The organism is Blastopirellula sp. SH421, assembly GCF_057808535.1.
In genome coordinates, this window is sequence record NZ_CM173712.1 from 3,898,181 (window position 1) to 3,913,898 (window position 15,718).

The 15,718-nt window shown below is 55.9% G+C and carries 17 protein-coding genes; 6 read left to right on the forward strand and 11 right to left on the reverse strand.

Translation table 11 applies throughout. The features are described 5' to 3' along the window. Nucleotides 1-80: 80 nt before the first annotated feature. The 11 genes from terL to SH421x_RS15950 form a co-directional block, all read right to left on the reverse strand. Nucleotides 81-1,361, reverse strand: coding sequence for a phage terminase large subunit (terL, locus tag SH421x_RS15900; protein ID WP_488850342.1), 1,281 nt, complete (start codon nucleotides 1,359-1,361; stop codon nucleotides 81-83). Next, a complete protein-coding gene (locus tag SH421x_RS15905) occupies nucleotides 1,312-1,692 on the reverse strand; it encodes a hypothetical protein (RefSeq protein ID WP_488850344.1) in 381 nt (126 codons plus the stop codon). Before SH421x_RS15905 ends, terL begins: the two co-directional genes overlap by 50 nt. A 71-nt stretch (nucleotides 1,693-1,763) precedes the next feature. Continuing rightward, a complete protein-coding gene (locus SH421x_RS15910; protein ID WP_488850346.1) occupies nucleotides 1,764-2,312 on the reverse strand; it encodes a thioredoxin family protein in 549 nt (182 codons plus the stop codon). A gap of 656 nt (nucleotides 2,313-2,968) precedes the next feature. Continuing rightward, nucleotides 2,969-3,262, reverse strand: a complete 294-nt coding sequence (locus tag SH421x_RS15915; RefSeq protein ID WP_488850347.1) for a hypothetical protein — start codon at nucleotides 3,260-3,262, stop codon at nucleotides 2,969-2,971. Between the two features lie 9 nt (nucleotides 3,263-3,271). Further along, a complete protein-coding gene (locus SH421x_RS15920) occupies nucleotides 3,272-4,441 on the reverse strand; it encodes a C1 family peptidase (RefSeq protein ID WP_488850349.1) in 1,170 nt (389 codons plus the stop codon). A gap of 858 nt (nucleotides 4,442-5,299) precedes the next feature. Then, nucleotides 5,300-5,785 (reverse strand): hypothetical protein, encoded by a 486-nt coding sequence (locus SH421x_RS15925; protein WP_488850351.1) that lies wholly within the window; start codon nucleotides 5,783-5,785, stop codon nucleotides 5,300-5,302. Continuing rightward, nucleotides 5,775-6,104, reverse strand: a complete 330-nt coding sequence (locus SH421x_RS15930; RefSeq protein ID WP_488850353.1) for a hypothetical protein — start codon at nucleotides 6,102-6,104, stop codon at nucleotides 5,775-5,777. The genes SH421x_RS15925 and SH421x_RS15930 overlap by 11 nt, the downstream gene beginning before the upstream one ends. After that, nucleotides 6,097-6,450 carry a hypothetical protein gene (locus tag SH421x_RS15935; RefSeq protein WP_488850355.1) on the reverse strand — a complete coding sequence of 118 codons (354 nt, stop codon included), beginning with the start codon at nucleotides 6,448-6,450 and terminating at the stop codon, nucleotides 6,097-6,099. Before SH421x_RS15935 ends, SH421x_RS15930 begins: the two co-directional genes overlap by 8 nt. A gap of 329 nt (nucleotides 6,451-6,779) precedes the next feature. Further along, nucleotides 6,780-7,154, reverse strand: coding sequence for a hypothetical protein (locus SH421x_RS15940; RefSeq protein ID WP_488850357.1), 375 nt, complete (start codon nucleotides 7,152-7,154; stop codon nucleotides 6,780-6,782). A gap of 159 nt (nucleotides 7,155-7,313) precedes the next feature. Beyond that, nucleotides 7,314-8,390, reverse strand: a complete 1,077-nt coding sequence (locus SH421x_RS15945; protein WP_488850359.1) for a GNAT family N-acetyltransferase — start codon at nucleotides 8,388-8,390, stop codon at nucleotides 7,314-7,316. Between the two features lie 151 nt (nucleotides 8,391-8,541). Beyond that, nucleotides 8,542-9,093 (reverse strand): hypothetical protein, encoded by a 552-nt coding sequence (locus SH421x_RS15950; protein ID WP_488850361.1) that lies wholly within the window; start codon nucleotides 9,091-9,093, stop codon nucleotides 8,542-8,544. Between the two features lie 294 nt (nucleotides 9,094-9,387). Here SH421x_RS15950 and SH421x_RS15955 point away from each other — a divergent pair, with 294 nt between their 5' ends. The 6 genes from SH421x_RS15955 (at nucleotide 9,388) to SH421x_RS15980 (ending at nucleotide 15,717) form a co-directional block, all read left to right on the forward strand. Next, a complete protein-coding gene (locus SH421x_RS15955) occupies nucleotides 9,388-9,648 on the forward strand; it encodes a hypothetical protein (RefSeq protein WP_488850363.1) in 261 nt (86 codons plus the stop codon). A 390-nt stretch (nucleotides 9,649-10,038) separates the two neighbouring features. Continuing rightward, nucleotides 10,039-10,209: a hypothetical protein gene (locus SH421x_RS15960; RefSeq protein WP_488850365.1), complete on the forward strand. Its 171-nt coding sequence runs from the start codon at nucleotides 10,039-10,041 to the stop codon at nucleotides 10,207-10,209. A 92-nt stretch (nucleotides 10,210-10,301) separates the two neighbouring features. Then, nucleotides 10,302-11,039, forward strand: coding sequence for a TVP38/TMEM64 family protein (locus tag SH421x_RS15965; RefSeq protein ID WP_488850367.1), 738 nt, complete (start codon nucleotides 10,302-10,304; stop codon nucleotides 11,037-11,039). Nucleotides 11,040-11,551: 512 nt separating this feature from the next. Further along, nucleotides 11,552-12,589: a DUF1559 family PulG-like putative transporter gene (locus SH421x_RS15970; RefSeq protein WP_488850369.1), complete on the forward strand. Its 1,038-nt coding sequence runs from the start codon at nucleotides 11,552-11,554 to the stop codon at nucleotides 12,587-12,589. Between the two features lie 108 nt (nucleotides 12,590-12,697). Then, a complete protein-coding gene (locus SH421x_RS15975; protein ID WP_488850371.1) occupies nucleotides 12,698-13,102 on the forward strand; it encodes a hypothetical protein in 405 nt (134 codons plus the stop codon). 98 nt (nucleotides 13,103-13,200) lie between these two features. Continuing rightward, a complete protein-coding gene (locus SH421x_RS15980; RefSeq protein WP_488850373.1) occupies nucleotides 13,201-15,717 on the forward strand; it encodes a U32 family peptidase in 2,517 nt (838 codons plus the stop codon). The last annotated feature ends 1 nt before the right edge of the window (nucleotide 15,718 follow it).

Here is a 15,718-nt window from a genome sequence, read left to right on the forward strand (position 1 = left end):
AAGTTGCGGATTGAACTTTGTCTAATGCGGGTCCGCTGCGCAGCCACGACGACTACTTTCGGCCCGACTTTTTCTCCTGGCTATCTCTTGCCGTGCAGCAAATCCGACAACAGCGAAATCCCCATCTCCAACGCATCTGGGCCATCGTCATAGGCGCCGATCGGAAATTCCTTCAACTGCGAGACCAACAGCTTGGCGCCACGACTTTGGGATTTGAAATGCAGTTCTCCGCGAGACAGATACGGCGTCAGCGTGCGGCGAATGCGCATCAGCTTGTTCTCGCTATGCGTCCGACCGAAGATCGGCTGTGAATAATTTTGCTGCTTCGTAAGATCCTCGATATTGCAGCGCAACAGCTCTTGAAATTGGTTGGTTTCAACGATCAGTCCCAGCGGTTTATACAGCCCACACAGCTCGACCGCGCGCTCGGCGATCTTGCGCACATCGCGGCGTTCGATATCGGCGTCTACAAAGATCTGTCCGTCGTAAGTCAGGGCCAAGATCACAAAAGCGCAGTAGTCGCTCTTGTCACTTCTCCCTTTCGAAGGATCGAGCCCGATCACGCGATAACGAATCTCTGTCTCTAGCGGCCAATCATCGAACCAAAAGTCAGGAGTCTGAAAATAGAGCCCCGAAAATTCGGCGCCGTTGATATCGACAAACTGGGCTCGGTATTCCTGATCAAATGAGGCCTGCCCCAGGTCCAACAGCGCCGAGTCGAGCTCGCTTTGGTCAATCAATTGATTTTCGCTGGTAGGGCATTGCCAGGACTTGTAGGTCGGATCGACCCACTGCATGTCACGCTGATCTTTAATCCAGTTGGGTCCGTTGGGGGTTGTCAAAAACATCGACCAACCACGACGATCCGATAACGACGGCCGCAGCGCGTCAGTCCAGACTTCCTTCCGGACAAAAGCGAACTCATCGCCGACGATTCCGTCGAGCCCGTCGCCGCGGAGACTGACCGGCGCTGCTGCGGTCTTGATGGTGATGCTGCCGCCGCTGGGATGTTCGATCCGGCCTTCACTTTTCAAATAGGTCAAACCGCTTAAAGCAAACGCTTGTATGATGTCGCGTTCGATTTTTTTCGATTGGGCGAATGTTGGCGCGACCCAGTACAAATTGCCGCCGTCGACCATCCCTTTCAAATGTCCGGGGCCGGTCGGATCTCCATGTCCCAAGATCGCCGCAATCAAGCCGGCGCCGGTCTTACCCCATCGTCGCCCGCAGATAACTCGCTTGTGTCGATGCCGATCAAGTAGGATCGGCAGTTGATGCGGTAGCGGAAGCGGAACTTGGATTTCGCAATTTTTAGCTTGTTTCGCCAGATAGGTTTTGTGCCGCAGATTGAGTCGTTTCATGAGCATCGTTCCCAAAGAATTTTTTGTTGACCGTTACGCGGATCGGTTGTTGTTGGTCCTTCCGTTCGTCAAGGATCGAAACCATCTCGACCGCCAGCAGCGTACGATCTAGATTGGAATCGTTGAGTTTCAACACAAAGGCTGCGGCGCTAAGCTTGTCGCGATTGTTCGAGTCTGGATGTTGAAGCGTCTCGCGAGCCTGTTCTACGCAGAGACGTCGCAGGTCGTCATCCAACCGCCAACCTTCGCAACTAGCGTCTTGCAGCGAGGCGATAATTTTTTCACGTCGCGAGTTGTTGGCGGCTTGGTCGGAAGCATGTTTTTCTGTCATAGGTCCTTCGTGATGAAACGGAATGGACTAGGTTTTCTGCAGGGCAAGCGACAGCAGATGGTCGCCTGGTTTTACTCGCGTGGTGTTCTCGTTGGTTGCCGAACCGGTTGCAGGATTTCGGCGATTTCGCGAACCTGCGTGGGCTGTGATTCCTGTGCTTTGCCTTCGACATACTGATAGACCGACAACGCAGGCAGCGTCTTACGTTTCCCCATCACGCTGCGAGCAATCACGCGATCTTGATCGTGATCCACAATCACCAACGAGACATCGCGCAACTTGCCGTCAAGCTTCAGCTGCAGCAATTGGCGCTGCATTGCTGGGCAATAAGGACACCAACTTGCTGTAACCATCACCACCATCGGTCGTTGCTGAGACTTGTACACGGCGTACGCAGCGCGATAGCTGATCGGCTCATTGCCAGACGCACCTGGTGGAATGGGCTTGACCGGCGTCACCAACACCGGCGATTCACGCAGGACGGCCGCATAAGCCAAGCAGGCCGCCGCGTTGGCCCGCGCTGGTTGATCGCCACAAACGAACGCAGGCGTCAGCAGGATCAGCATCACGCAGGTCAGGCCTAGGCCTGAGGACAATCGACGTTGTATTAAATCTGTCATCTTCTCTCGTTTCCTTTCTATAATTCGGAGCACCCTACTAACGCGCGATTTGGTGTTACGTTCGGACACTAGCCCGCAGCGCAAGCGAGGGAATCCATTTGGATTTATCGAACGGGATGCGATTTCATCCAGGTTGGATTGCGCTTCTCTGTCGCGTTGGTTGGCGGCCGCATTCCCTCGCTGGCGCTGCGGGCTAGTGTGATCTCGATAATTGGGTGGACGTTGGTGGTGTCGCTCGGTCCGCATTGCGGACCTTACGGCTGGGACACTAGCCCGCAGCGCAAGCGAGGAAATCGATTTGGATTTATCGAACGGGTTGCGATTTCATCCAGGTTGGATTGCGCATCCCGGTCGCGTTTGTTGGCGGCCGCATTCCCTCGCTGGCGCTGCGGGCTAGTGTGATCTCGATAATTGGGTGGACGTTGGTTGTACTGCTCGGTCCGCATTGCGGACCTTACGGCTGGGACACTAGCCCGCAGCGTAAGCGAGGGAATCAATTTGGATTTATCGAACGGGATGCGATTTCATCCAGGTTGGATTGCGCATCCCTATCGCGTTGGTTGGCGGCCGCATTCCCTCGCTGGCGCTGCGGGCTAGTGTCCCGACTTGGTAATGGTGTCCGGTAGGTTTCGCTAGGCGGAAGCCTGACCTACTGGTTACCAGCCTTGGTCGTGGTTGATGTTGTCGCCGTCATGCAGCAGATATTCGCTGGGGGGCTGGGGGTAAATCAGCATTGCAGTCGGCGGTTGGTCTGGATCTTGGGGCGGACCGTCGCGCATTCCTTTGTCGATCATCCAATTGGCGATCGCGCGAGTGAATCGCTTGCGCAAACTGTCATTTTGGGCGTCGGTCGGTACCGGTCCGTTGACGACGTCATCCACTTTTTCCAACAGCAACAAGCCGCCCAGCAGTAACGCACAAGCAAACAATCCAGCTACGAGAACTTTCATCACAACACCTTATAAAGCGAGAGCAAAGATCGGCTCGTCAGGCTGCATACGATGCACCCAAGCGGCGTGATCCAATTGGCGAAAAGGAAATCCGTCGTATCCGCTGACCGAGAACGAATCGTTCTGACGCAGCATCTTGTTGACCGTGGCTTCATCCACCCAGAAGCTTCCCTCTGGCTGATCGTCTGGCCACTTGGGCCCGCTGACCCAGTTCGGTCCCCAACTGTTCAAGCAAAGCAGCCCACGGCGATCATGCCGGACGCCGATAAAGCACATGCAGTGCGACCAGCTTCCTGAGGGATTGCAAAATCCATCTTTATCGCGTTGGCTGCTGAAGCCTTGTCCTGAACAAACCGGCACGGGATAGCCGCTTTGAATCGCGGCCGCCGCTTCGTCAAAGCTTTTGACCAGCGCGACGGTGCGGACCGGGCTTTTTTTCGCTTCGGTATCCAGCTTCCCTTGATCATCGCGACCGCCGTTGCCGTAGTTTCCCCAATCCTTGGCGCGACTTGACGAGTAGTTGGATAGGTCGACTGACGGATAAGGCTCGCGAAAAATCAAGCCATAGTCGCGCACCCACTTGGCCGCAGCGCCGCCGTAACTGCCGTCGGAGTAACCGCCTGACTTGACTCCCCGAGCTTCGACGCGCGAGCCGCCGTAGATTGACTCCGTTGCGACCGGTCGCCAATCGGCGCTGTCTCCCTGGCAATACATGATCGCCAGGTGAATGTCGCACGCATGGGCCCAACCAAAGGAGACGCAATCCCCAATCCCTTGCCTGCCAACAACCCAGTCGGTTCCATACTTGTCGCGATGCGCCTTGTAGAGCGCCCGATACAACAGCGCATCTTGCGGGGGTCCTCGCGCGGCGAACAATTGCGGCGCCGCATCGCGGAAGTTGGCTTGCGGCAACGTCCGCAAAAACTGTCGCGTTGCAGCCGGTTGCGGTTTGTAACCAAACAACGCGGCCGCCGGTTGATGCTGATCGGGCAAGACATCGGCCGAAGGCTTTGCCTGTCGGATCTCTGCGCCGCTGGCGTCGGTATCAGTAACGGTTCGTCGGGGCTCATCGCTAGAGAAGTAAGCGAGCCCGACGATCGTTCCGACTATCAGCAGGGCCAGAATCGCAGCTAAGGTATCTTTCGGATAGGAAGTTCGATCTTTTTGAACGTTTGACATGCGTGGATTTGTACTCCTTTGCCTGGTGGTGACGTTGGTTATGCTGCTTGGTCCGCACTACGGTTTCGGCTGGGATACTAGCCCGCAGCGCAAGCGAGGGAATCGATTCGGATTTGTCGAACAAGTTGTTATTTGGATCGGTTCAAATTACGCATCCTTGTCGTTTGCAGTGGCGGCCGGTTTCCCTCGCTGGCGCTGCGGGCTAGTGTGATATCTTGAATTGAGTGACGTTGGTTATGCTGCTTGGTCCGCATAGCGGACCCTACGGTTGCTACGGTTACGGCTGGGAGACTAGCCCGCAGCGCAAGCGAGGGAATCGATTCGGATTTCTCGAACAAGTTGTTATTTGGATCGGTTCAAATTACGCGTCCTTGTCGTTTGCAGTGGGGGCCGGTTTCCCTCGCTGGCGCTGCGGGCTAGTGTGATATCTTGAATTGGGTGACGGTGGTTATGCTGCTTGGTCCGCATAGCGGACCCTACGGTTTCGGCTGGGATACTAGCCCGCAGCGCAAGCGAGGGAATCGATTCGGATTTGTCGAACAAGTTGTTATTTGGATCGGTTCAAATTACGCATCCTTGTCGTTTGCAGTGGCGGCCGATTTCCCTCGCTTGCGCTGCGGGCTAGTGTGATATCTTGAATTGAGTGACGTTGGTTAGGCTGCTTGGTCCGCACAGCGGACCCTACGGTTGCGGCTGGGAGACTAGCCCGCAGCGCAAGCGAGGGAATCGATTTGGATTTGTCGAACAAGTTGTTATTTGAATCGGTTCAAATTACGCGTCCTTGTCGTTTGGATTGGGGGCCGGTTTCCCTCGCTGGCGCTGCGGGCTAGTGTGATATCTTGAATTGAGTGATGTTGGTTATGATTTCCAGGCTAGGTAATCGGCGGCGTAGTTGGCCGAGCTTGCTAGTTGGCGATAGGCGGCGATCCATTGACGACGTCGATCGTCGCTGAGCACTCCTCCGTCAACGCCTAGTTGCTGATCGAGATAGACTTTGATCTCGCCGCCGAGCCGCGGATATTTGGCCGCATAACTGGCCCCGCTCAATTGTGTATCGCGAGCGATCATGCGCAAGTTTTCTAGCTGCACGCCGCTTCGTAGCTGCGGTTCTACGCGTGCGCTGTCGTACTCCATCACATCGGCCAATGCACTGCAAAGTTCTGCAAAGCGGCGAGCATCTTGGCTTGCGGCGCCACGATCTTCACTCTCGCGAAATGCGCTAAGTAAATCTGGTGCGCCAGGGTTCTCTGGCGGCGGCGTAATCGTCGGCCACAGATCGAGCTGCGATAGCCCGGCTGCGGCCAACATCATGCTCATCAGCAAAAAGCAAACGTTAGGCTTCATTGGTCGGCGCCTCCATGATTAGGTGTTTCACAAGGTCGAGCCCGGCCTGACGGATTTCGTCCGGCGATGCCTGACTGGCGACTAATACCGGCCGCACGATCGTGAACCAGGCACGAAACGCGTCGACCGGATCTGGCTGCTTGGGCATTTCGTGAGGTTGCGGATTTTTGGGGATTAGCTTTAGCGGCGCTGATCTGGAGGACGATGCGGATGTTAGCGTGTTGCTGCTGGCCGGCGCGGTCAGCGCTGGGGACCAGACCAACAAAACTATGCCGATGACGCCAAACGCGAGGGCCGCGATAAGGAAAAAGTTAAGCACGGAGTTGCTCCAGATTTTGGGTGTACAGGGATTCGATCATGCCGGCGGCGATTGTCAGGATGATGCCGCGAATCGCCGCGCTGATGTACGGCAGCTTCACCCAAAACAACCAGGTTGGCAGGGGAACTTTGGCGATCACAAAATCCCAGAAGGCGCCGACCCACTCGAGCACGGCCGCTTTCTTTTCAGGACCAGGATTCAGCAGCTCATCCTTCGCGGCGAACATCGCCGAATGGATGAACGTGAGAAATGCTTCGCTGAACGCATCCCAGGTAAAGCCTTGTCGCAGCTTGGCCTGGGCGTCCGCGAGTAGTTCAGACAGCTTGTCAGTGAATGTCGTGACCATCAAACGTTGCTCCGATACCTAAAAAATGGGAGGCGCAAACGGCGAACAGCAGTCTGTTGGCTTTCTCCTCTCGGCTGTTACGTCTCATGGCTGAGACGCCTAAATTGCGACGCAAGTCGATTTTTAGTGAGCCGCGAAGAGCTTCGCTCTAAGCCTGGCGAAGTTGAAACGTGCCGCGATGGCATGTTTCAACAGACTGCTTGCCGCTTACCCTCCCAATCGGGCAGCGTCGTATTGGGCGACTCGGCGATGATCAGTCGCGTTGGCCCGACCGGTGAGTAAGCGACTACCGCCGCTTGCACCTCCCGTAAAAACTAAGTTCGATACCTCTACAGTGCTTGCTCAAAACTGCGTGTTTTGAAGTCGCGGACTAATTGCCGTACGCTGTCGCGCACCTCATTGGCGCGCGCCAATCCGACGTTGGGAACGCAGAGCAACTGCTCGTAGCTGACCCCTTGCAGATCGCCGACGGTGATGACCTCGCAATACTCCAACGCGTGCAAGATCTGCGGCTCCAATGACAACCGGGCCAACGGAACTTGGCACGGTGACGCGTATTCGTCACACAGCTTGCGTCGCTGCGCTCTCACCTCAGAGATGCAACGAGCGAGGATCGTATCTGCGGCCGCAAAATTCCCTTGCGCCAATTGCAATTCAATTTGCCGCGCCACCTGCGACGCTTGAGCAGTCGTAATTCGGGGCATGCTGAAAATCTCCTAAGGGGAAGTGGGTATTTTTGGGGAGACACTCGCTGGCTGTGCATGCGAGGGAATCCGGTTTAGATTCGTCGTACAAGTTACGGTGGCAATCCACTTAGATTGCACATCCTTGTCATTCTGGTTGGCGGCCGATTTCCCCTGACCCTACGGTTGGTACCGGAACGATGCGACGGCTCGGCCGAGCGACACTTTCCAGTCGGGATGCGTACGGAAAAAACCGCTGGCCCGCCGACCTGTTTTTTTCAATTCACGAAACTCCCACCGCGACGAGGCGTTGCAATGGTGAATCACCGCTGGGTGACTGCCGCTGATCGAGACCATCTCGGCCTGTTCGTGTTCGACCAGATAGGCGGCGACCCCGTCTAACAAACCGCCGCCGACGCCGAGCCCTTGAAAACTGGGCAACGTCACCAAGCGGGTAAACCGAAACGCAGCTTTGCGAAAATGATTTAGCACCGCAGCAAACGCGACCGGTTGCTGGTCAAGCGTCGCCACAAAACAACGCGCGGCCGGATTTAGCCGCGGGTCTAAATAGTGATGCTTCGCAAACAGGGGCCAATCGTTGAGGTTGCCGGCGCGGATTTGTAAATCGAGTTGCGGTCGCCGAAGACGCCTCCGCGTGAGCTGGCCGCTCGCCATATCGGCGACCCAATCGGGTTGCAGCCAATCGATGACGTCGGTGTGACACGTGATTGCAACAAACTGTTTGTCAATGTGGCCGGCGTCGACTGACTTGCGCAGCGCCGCCGAGCCCATCTGCGCCGTGCAGCGATCAACCACGCTGGTGTACTCGTCAAATGCAATCAGCGGATCGGACGAAACCAGCGACATCGCCAGGTCGGCGCGAAATTGCTCGCCGGTCGACAAGACCCGATACGGCTTGCACCAAGCGGGCGGCGAACTGAGCCCTACCGAAATCAACGTCCGCAAAATGTCACGCGTTTCTAAATCCTGGGGAAATGCGTCAACAATCGCTTGACGAGCAGGCCAACGAAAGCCGCGATAAACCTGCGAGCCAAACGCTTTGGCGGCGATGGTTGACTTGCCCGAACCGGAAGGCCCGACGATCATGCCGACGCGCCAATCGTTGTCTGTGGGGATCTCGATCGAAAACCGATCGGTCAGCTTTTCATCCAGCGAAACGTCAAACATGCCGCTCACCATTTGCACGCGGAACGAATCCGGCACACGGCACGAGACTAGAGATTCAATAACCGGCATCGGTATCCTTTCGCTTTTAACTCGGCGTACAACTTTTGCTGCTGCTGTTCGTTTGCGCACTCGGCGACCACTTGATGCAGCGTCGGGCAAACCGTTGGTTGGTTGGGTTTTGCGCGGCGCGGCTTCTGGGGAGGGCTCGCTTCTTCACGGCTCATTGCTGTCGCTCCCACCAGGTTTCGGCTTCCGCAGCTAACAACCGCAGCTCGGCGGCGCGAGTTACGGGGATTAGTTCTTCCTGCTCCAAACAAAGTGGCGACGTAATCGTCACTCCACGCAATTGATCTGCTGGGGGATTGCGGTCGAAATGGAACTGCGCATCAAACTCGTAACAGCCGACGCCGGTCTCATGACTCTCGAAATGATGTTGCGTGGGGTGGTCTTCGTTGATGTCGCGCCAGCCAATGGGTGCAAGCGGCGCCGACAGTGATTGCGAAGGAGATTCGCACGTCGTGCTGCGTACCGGAACGATGGATTGAACCGCCGAGCGCCAGCGGCGATCGATTTCGCTCCGTTCGGCGTCCAGCAACACCGGCAAATCGCTCAGCAAAGTTCGTGCAACCTGGACATCGGCCAACAAAGTCTGCTGCTCTGGCTTTGCAGCCGCTTTCAGCCAGTAGTAAACGCCGTCGACTTTGTCCTGGATCGAACGGATTCGGTAATAGCTAAGCGGCGTAGGCGTCGCAGCTGGAGGAATAGTAAGCATCCAAGACCCCTCTGTTGCCGATGCGAATGAATGGATCTGGAATCAACGGGACCAAGTCTCAGGGATTCCAGACTGTGTCAGTGAGCAGGAATCACCCGGCCGAAAAGCCTCGATCCGGCGTTTCCTCTCACTCCCAATGTCTTACGCTATTCTAAGGAAAGTCTTAGACTTTAGCAAGGCTTAATTTGCCGCGAAGTGCCGAAAAGTAATAAATACTTATGGATAGTTGACGTAAGCTATTCTGTGGCAATAAGATGGATCACTAGAAACTTTCAAATCCTGCGGAGAACAATCATGGGAATGGAATATCAGACCGTCGACGACATCAAAAAGATGGAGGATCGGCTGGTCAAATTTCTCGCAAAACTACGGGAATTTCGGGCAGATTGGGCCAATGAAGGGCCAGCCGAGGTCATGATCGAGACCACCATGGCGATCCGCTCGATCGATTACCTAGAAGCCTGGACGCCGCTGCAGCAAGCGCGTCTGACCCGCGCCAGACAAGCAGTAAACAAAGTGGAAGCCAAGAAAGTGCAGGCCAAGAGGAAAAAATAAAAACTCAGTCTATTGCGAGAAATTTGCTCCAATTCGGACTTAGCGAGGTCGGCTGCGCAAACGGCGCATTGACTGAGGGTAGCCCCCACAAAGGGGGCCGCCTGACTATTGGTCTCCGACGAAATTCGCACTTCAAATTGCGCCTGTTTTTATGTCCCTCATGCGTTGGTTTCTCTTGGTTGGTTGGGTTTGCGTCGCGACCATCTTTGGCCTGGCCGGATATCGTGAATATTCGCAGCGACTTCAACTCAATCGAATCCAGGCGACCCAACATGAAATGAAGGACCTACTAACACGCCTCGCTAGTCCGGCGGAGCCTGCGGAGTTTCACGGCTTCGTGATTGTCCACTGCTGGCCAACAAACTGGTAACCGGTCTTCATCCGGATCCATTGGACGCTTGGGAAACCGAATATGAACTCGATATCCGCCATGCCGATGCGAAAAATGATGTAGGCATGCACTCCAAGATCGTGCTCACCATCCGCAGCGCTGGCCCCAATCAAAAATTGGAACCAAACGGCGGGGACGATATCGAAGAAACGACGACGTATCTCTGGTAGATCTGCAAGTCGGACCAATCTTCAGCCCTGTAGAGATCCTCAAGCAAGCTGGTCTTGCTTGCGTCGATTTGAATAAGCTGGCCGAAACCACCATGACCGAGACCCTTGACGACCACAGCGTTGCTCGTTCCGCGAAATGGTGGAAATGGGGGATCGGTCTGCTGGTGTTGGTCACTATTGTCGGCGTTTATTTGGCGGTGGGCCGGCAACTCTCGATCGAAACGCTGGTCGCGCAAGAAGAATCGCTGCGCGCGTATCAACAACAGCACGCGGCGCTCTCCTACGTCGGCGGCTTTCTAATCTATGTGGTCATCACCGGGCTCTCGCTTCCCGGCGCGGCGCTATTGACGATTTTTTACGGCTGGCTCTTCGGACCGGTTGCCGGCGTGCTGTTGGTCAGTTTCGCTTCGACCCTCGGCGCGACGATCGCTTTTTCGCTGAGCCGCTATCTGTTTCGTGAAACAATTCAGCGCCACTATCAACAGCGTTTAGAAAAGCTCAACGCTTCGATCACGGCCGAAGGCGCCTACTATCTGTTTACGCTCCGTTTGATCCCGGTTATCCCCTTTTTTTTGGTCAATCTGCTGATGGGGCTGACCCCGATTCGACTTCGTACTTTTTGGTGGGTCAGCCAACTCGGCATGTTAGCCGGCACCGTGGTCTACGTATCGGCAGGAGCCAGTTTGCCGTCAATGCAGACCATTCAAACCGACGGCCTGGGAGCAATCGTCCAATGGCCCACGCTGCTCGCGTTTACCCTACTGGGCCTACTGCCGCTGGTCACGAAACAAATCGCCAATCGAGTTCGCCAGCAGCGCCGTGATCGGTGAGAGATCTGCATTTTTTTTGACAAATTCTTGTCCCGTCGCGATGGAGGCAAGGGCTCAATTCAAGTCCCCCTCATTCGATGTATTCATGGGCCATCCTGCGCATTTCGGCCTCAGATTTCGGAATAAGCAGTTGCTTATTTGAGTTTCTTATCGCGACTGTGTCATATTTCTACAGATTGACCTCTGCTTTGTTCTCTCAAAGCTGCCGGTTAATTCGCAGGCGAACAAAAGTCCCACTCCTGCAATGACTTAGCGCATCCAAATTATGTCTAGACAGGCCGGCTTGGCTCTAGTTATAAATTCCCATAAGACAGACGTTTTTTTGCTATCCATTTTACAGCCAATATGCAGCCGCAAATCTAGCTCAAGGCAACGTTCTTCTCCATTCATTACTCCGCGGAAATTTGCCTGCGGGAGTTAATTGCCCCCCTCGAAGTACGTGCTTTGAATTTTATTTCGGCCCATCAGATCTCATCTTTTTTGTTATTCACTCGATACAAGGAAACCACTTCATGCAAATCCTGTTATCAAAAAAGGGCCGAAAGCCCGGTTTTACCCTGGTTGAACTGCTAGTGGTCATTGCGATCATCGGCGTGCTCATCGCGCTGCTATTGCCTGCGGTGCAACAAGCGCGGGAAGCAGCTCGTCGCATGTCCTGCAGTAACAACATGAAACAACTGGGCCTGGCGATGCACACCTGGCACGACACCTACAACTATTTCCCCAATGGTCAGACCGACGACGACAATGACTCGTTTGGATGGGGCTTTCACATACTGCCGCAGCTAGAACAAACAAATATCTACAACCTGATCACCAACTACACCGGAGGTAGCGGCGAGAAAGCAGTTCTGATGACTCGCCCAGGTCGTCACAAGCTGACGTCGCCTTGTACAGACCCGGTCAACATTGATACTTGCGGAGCCTGGTCGCAGAACCGCAACAGTGCCTGGAGCGCGAACCTGCGACTATCTGCTTTGGATGCTTTTATCTGCCCGTCCGACATCCTGCCGCGGCAAGATGACGAAGGCAACGGCAAGAGCAACTATGTCGGCAACATGGGCTGGGAAATGAAAGATGGCGTCAACCATGACGGTACTGCCCAATATGGCTGCGCTGCTTTTTCGGGCTCTAGGCAAAACGGGGTCTTTTTGTTCGATAACCAGAACAACGAGACTTATATGACCAACTTCGCCACGATTACGGATGGATCAAGCAACACCGCTGCGATCGGCGAAGTGACAGCGAGCTTCCATGTCACGGTTCAAGCTACCAACGAGAGCCGGTTCCCCATCTGGTCTGGCGGCAACGGCGGCGGCTGCAATGGTCGCAGCATCGCGGCCTGCCTACGAATTATGGACTCGAACTTTTACATCAACCGGAACGACAATACCGACGAATCGGATCAAAGCTTTGGTAGCCAGCATCCAGGCGGAGCACAGTTCCTGTTTTGCGATGGTTCGGTTCACTTTGTACCGGAGACGGTCAACTTGACGGTCTATCGTGCGATCGGCAGCCGCAACGACGGCCTACCGGTCGAGCTTCCGTAGTCTCTGATCTACCTCAATCGCATGGCTCTCCGCGTGACTCTTCGCGGAGAGCCTGTTTCTTTCTTTCATCCCTGCGTGCGCTACACGGCGAGATTTGAAATGACAAACATGAGACAACGACTATTACTTGCATTGCTTTTGCCTTGCCTGGGTTGGCTGGTTGGTTGCGGCCAGAGCGGTCCAACTCTCGCTCCAGTCTCGGGAACCGTCGCTACCGGCGGCAAACCGGTCACCGGAGGGACAATCACGTTTATTCCCTCGTCAGGCGGTAAACCAGCCTCTGGAGCCGTTCAAGCAGACGGCACATTTAAAATGATCACCGCCAAAGAAGGGGAAGGAGTCGTGCTGGGCCAGGGAACCATTTCCTACTCCCCTCCGACGGTGAAAATTCCAGAGAACCTCAGACCGGGCGATCCGCTCCCTTCCTCGGGCTACGATAATCTGAAACCCAAAGAACCAAGTGTAGACGTAAAACCGGGTCAGAATACGCTGACCGTCGAGTTGACCAAGTAAAGCAACCTTCGGTACTACCCGCAACAAATCGTCTGACAAACAAGCCCCGCGATTGCTAGAATGGGAGTTTCGGCCACCCTCTAGCGATCGCTCTCTCTATGTCAGAAAACCGTGCTGCTCCTGAACTTCTGGCGCCTGCCGGCAATTGGGACTGCGCCAAAGCGGCCGTCGCCAACGGGGCCGATGCGATCTATTTTGGGCTCACCAGCGGTTTTAACGCACGCGCGCGGGCCGATAACTTTGGGGTCGAAGACCTAGCGCCGCTGATGTCGTTTCTGCATTGGCACGGAGTCCGCGGCTACGTCACCCTCAATACGCTCGCTTTTTCACCAGAGCTAGAAGCGGTCGAGTTGCTGATTCGCCAAATCGCCGCCGCCGGTGTTGACGCCCTGTTGGTGCAAGATCTTGGCCTAGTCGGCCTGATCCGCCAGCTTGCGCCCACCTTGCCGATCCACGCATCGACCCAAATGACCATGACCAGCAGCGAGTGCATCGCCCTGGCGGCCGAAATGGGAGTCGAGCGCGTCGTCTTGGCCCGCGAACTATCACTCGAAGAGATCACCGCGATCCATGCCGAAACCGCGATGCCGCTCGAAGCGTTTGTCCACGGCGCCTTATGCGTCGCCTACAGCGGGCAATGCCTGACCAGCGAATCTCTCGGCGGACGCAGCGCCAATCGTGGTCAATGCGCCCAAGCCTGTCGTTTGCCGTACGAGTTGATCTGCGACGGCGACGATGTCGACCTAGGGGATCAAAAATATCTGCTGAGCCCGCAAGACTTGGCCGCGTTTGAGATCACCCCAGAGCTGATCGCCGCCGGCGTCGTTTCACTGAAGATCGAAGGACGCTTAAAAACGCCTGAATATGTCGCCAACATAACGCGGCACTATCGCAGCGCAATCGACGCCGCCGTCGCAGGACGCCCCATCGAGTTCACGCCGCGCGATGTTGAAGAGATGGAGCTGTCGTTCTCACGAGGGTTCTCGGTCGGTTGGCTGCAAGGTTGCGATCACAAAATGCTGGTCCCGGCAGTGAGCTCGGCCAAGCGCGGCGTGCTGGTTGGCGAAGTGCAAAAAGTGCAAGGTCAACGCGTCCGCGTCGCGCTGCGGCGTGCGTTAAAAGCAGGCGACGGCGTCGTCTTTGATGGCGATCGCAGCACCGGCGACGAACAAGGGGGCCGCATCTTCGCACTCTATCGCGGCCAAAATCGGCTTGAAGGAGAAGTCTCGCACGGCGTGGTCGAAATGGCGCTGATGCGCGATTCGGTCGATCTTTCGCAAATTTCCCCCGGCCAAAAGATCTGGAAGAGCGACGATCCCGAACTCAATCGCCGCCTTCGCAAATCGTTCGACGGCGAAATCACACCACGCGAAGTTGATCTGCAACTGCACGTCGCCGCGGCGATCGACCAGCCGCTGCAACTGACCGCGACCGTCGCTGGCTTGCCGCAGCTACAACTGCAAACCGAACAACCCCTAGAAGCAGCCCGCAAACATCCGCTGACGGCTGAGAGCCTGCAGGAGCAGTTCTCGCGGTTGGGGGAGACCGGCTTCCGTCTGACGCAACTGACCGCCGAGATCAGCGGCACGCCGATGGCGCCGCTCAGCGTGTTGGGGGCGCTGCGTAAACAAATGGTCGAGCAGCTTTCAGCCGCACGCCGCGAAGCTGCAATTCGTGCGCATGCCGTCGATCCGCAACCGGTGTTGCCGCGACTACGCGCCGATATCCCCGCGTCGATTCCGACCGAACAGACGCCACATCTGCACCTGCTTTGTCGCACGCTGGATCAATTGACTTGGGCTAGCGAGATCGGCATCAAGCGGCTTTACACCGAGTTTGCCGATATCCGCGAGTATCGCCAAGCGGTCGACATCGCACACGCTTCTGGCGCCGAGATTTTTCTGGCCACTCCGCGCATTCAAAAGCCGGGCGAAATCGGAGTTTTCAAGGCGCTCGAAAAGCAAGCGGCCGACGGGATCTTGGTTCGCAACTTATCCGGACTCCGCTACTACCGCGATCGGCAAATCGCCTGCGTTGCTGACTTTGCGTTGAACGCAGCCAACGAGTTGACCGTCGATTTCTTGCGACAACAAGGCGCCGAACGCATCACCGCTTCGTACGACTTGAACCGTGAGCAGTTGTTTGAGTTGGCGCGACGCTCGCCCTCGCAGTTGCTGGAAGTTGTAATTCACCAGCACATGCCGATGTTCCACATGGAGCATTGCGTCTTCTGCGCCGTTCTTTCGCCAGGCACCAACAAGACCAACTGCGGCCGGCCGTGCGACGATCATGTCGTCCGCCTACGCGATCGAGTCGGCAGCGAACATTTGCTGACCGCAGATGTCGGCTGTCGTAACACGCTCTACAACGCGGCTCCGCAAAGCGGCGCCGAAGCAGTCGCCGCGCTGATCGACCTAGGGATCCGTTACTTCCGTGTCGAACTGCTGGACGAAGCGAACAAGTCGCAGGTTTACAACACGCTTGATCTCTATTCATCGCTGCTGACTGGGCAGATCAGCGGCAAAGAAGTTTGGACCGAGCTGAAAGCGCTCAACCGCGTCGGCGTGACCCGCGGCACGTTAGAAGAACGCCGCAATCCGCTCGCGATTCTGTAAT

Coding starts and splice junctions, on each gene's coding strand:
- terL (WP_488850342.1), bottom strand. CDS start 1,361: ATGAAACGACTCAATCTGCGGCACAAAACCTATCTGGCGAAACAAGCT.
- SH421x_RS15905 (WP_488850344.1), bottom strand. CDS start 1,692: ATGACAGAAAAACATGCTTCCGACCAAGCCGCCAACAACTCGCGACGT.
- SH421x_RS15910 (WP_488850346.1), bottom strand. CDS start 2,312: ATGACAGATTTAATACAACGTCGATTGTCCTCAGGCCTAGGCCTGACC.
- SH421x_RS15915 (WP_488850347.1), bottom strand. CDS start 3,262: ATGAAAGTTCTCGTAGCTGGATTGTTTGCTTGTGCGTTACTGCTGGGC.
- SH421x_RS15920 (WP_488850349.1), bottom strand. CDS start 4,441: ATGTCAAACGTTCAAAAAGATCGAACTTCCTATCCGAAAGATACCTTA.
- SH421x_RS15925 (WP_488850351.1), bottom strand. CDS start 5,785: ATGAAGCCTAACGTTTGCTTTTTGCTGATGAGCATGATGTTGGCCGCA.
- SH421x_RS15935 (WP_488850355.1), bottom strand. CDS start 6,450: ATGGTCACGACATTCACTGACAAGCTGTCTGAACTACTCGCGGACGCC.
- SH421x_RS15940 (WP_488850357.1), bottom strand. CDS start 7,154: ATGCCCCGAATTACGACTGCTCAAGCGTCGCAGGTGGCGCGGCAAATT.
- SH421x_RS15945 (WP_488850359.1), bottom strand. CDS start 8,390: ATGCCGGTTATTGAATCTCTAGTCTCGTGCCGTGTGCCGGATTCGTTC.
- SH421x_RS15950 (WP_488850361.1), bottom strand. CDS start 9,093: ATGCTTACTATTCCTCCAGCTGCGACGCCTACGCCGCTTAGCTATTAC.
- SH421x_RS15955 (WP_488850363.1), top strand. CDS start 9,388: ATGGGAATGGAATATCAGACCGTCGACGACATCAAAAAGATGGAGGAT.
- SH421x_RS15965 (WP_488850367.1), top strand. CDS start 10,302: ATGACCGAGACCCTTGACGACCACAGCGTTGCTCGTTCCGCGAAATGG.
- SH421x_RS15970 (WP_488850369.1), top strand. CDS start 11,552: ATGCAAATCCTGTTATCAAAAAAGGGCCGAAAGCCCGGTTTTACCCTG.
- SH421x_RS15975 (WP_488850371.1), top strand. CDS start 12,698: ATGAGACAACGACTATTACTTGCATTGCTTTTGCCTTGCCTGGGTTGG.
- SH421x_RS15980 (WP_488850373.1), top strand. CDS start 13,201: ATGTCAGAAAACCGTGCTGCTCCTGAACTTCTGGCGCCTGCCGGCAAT.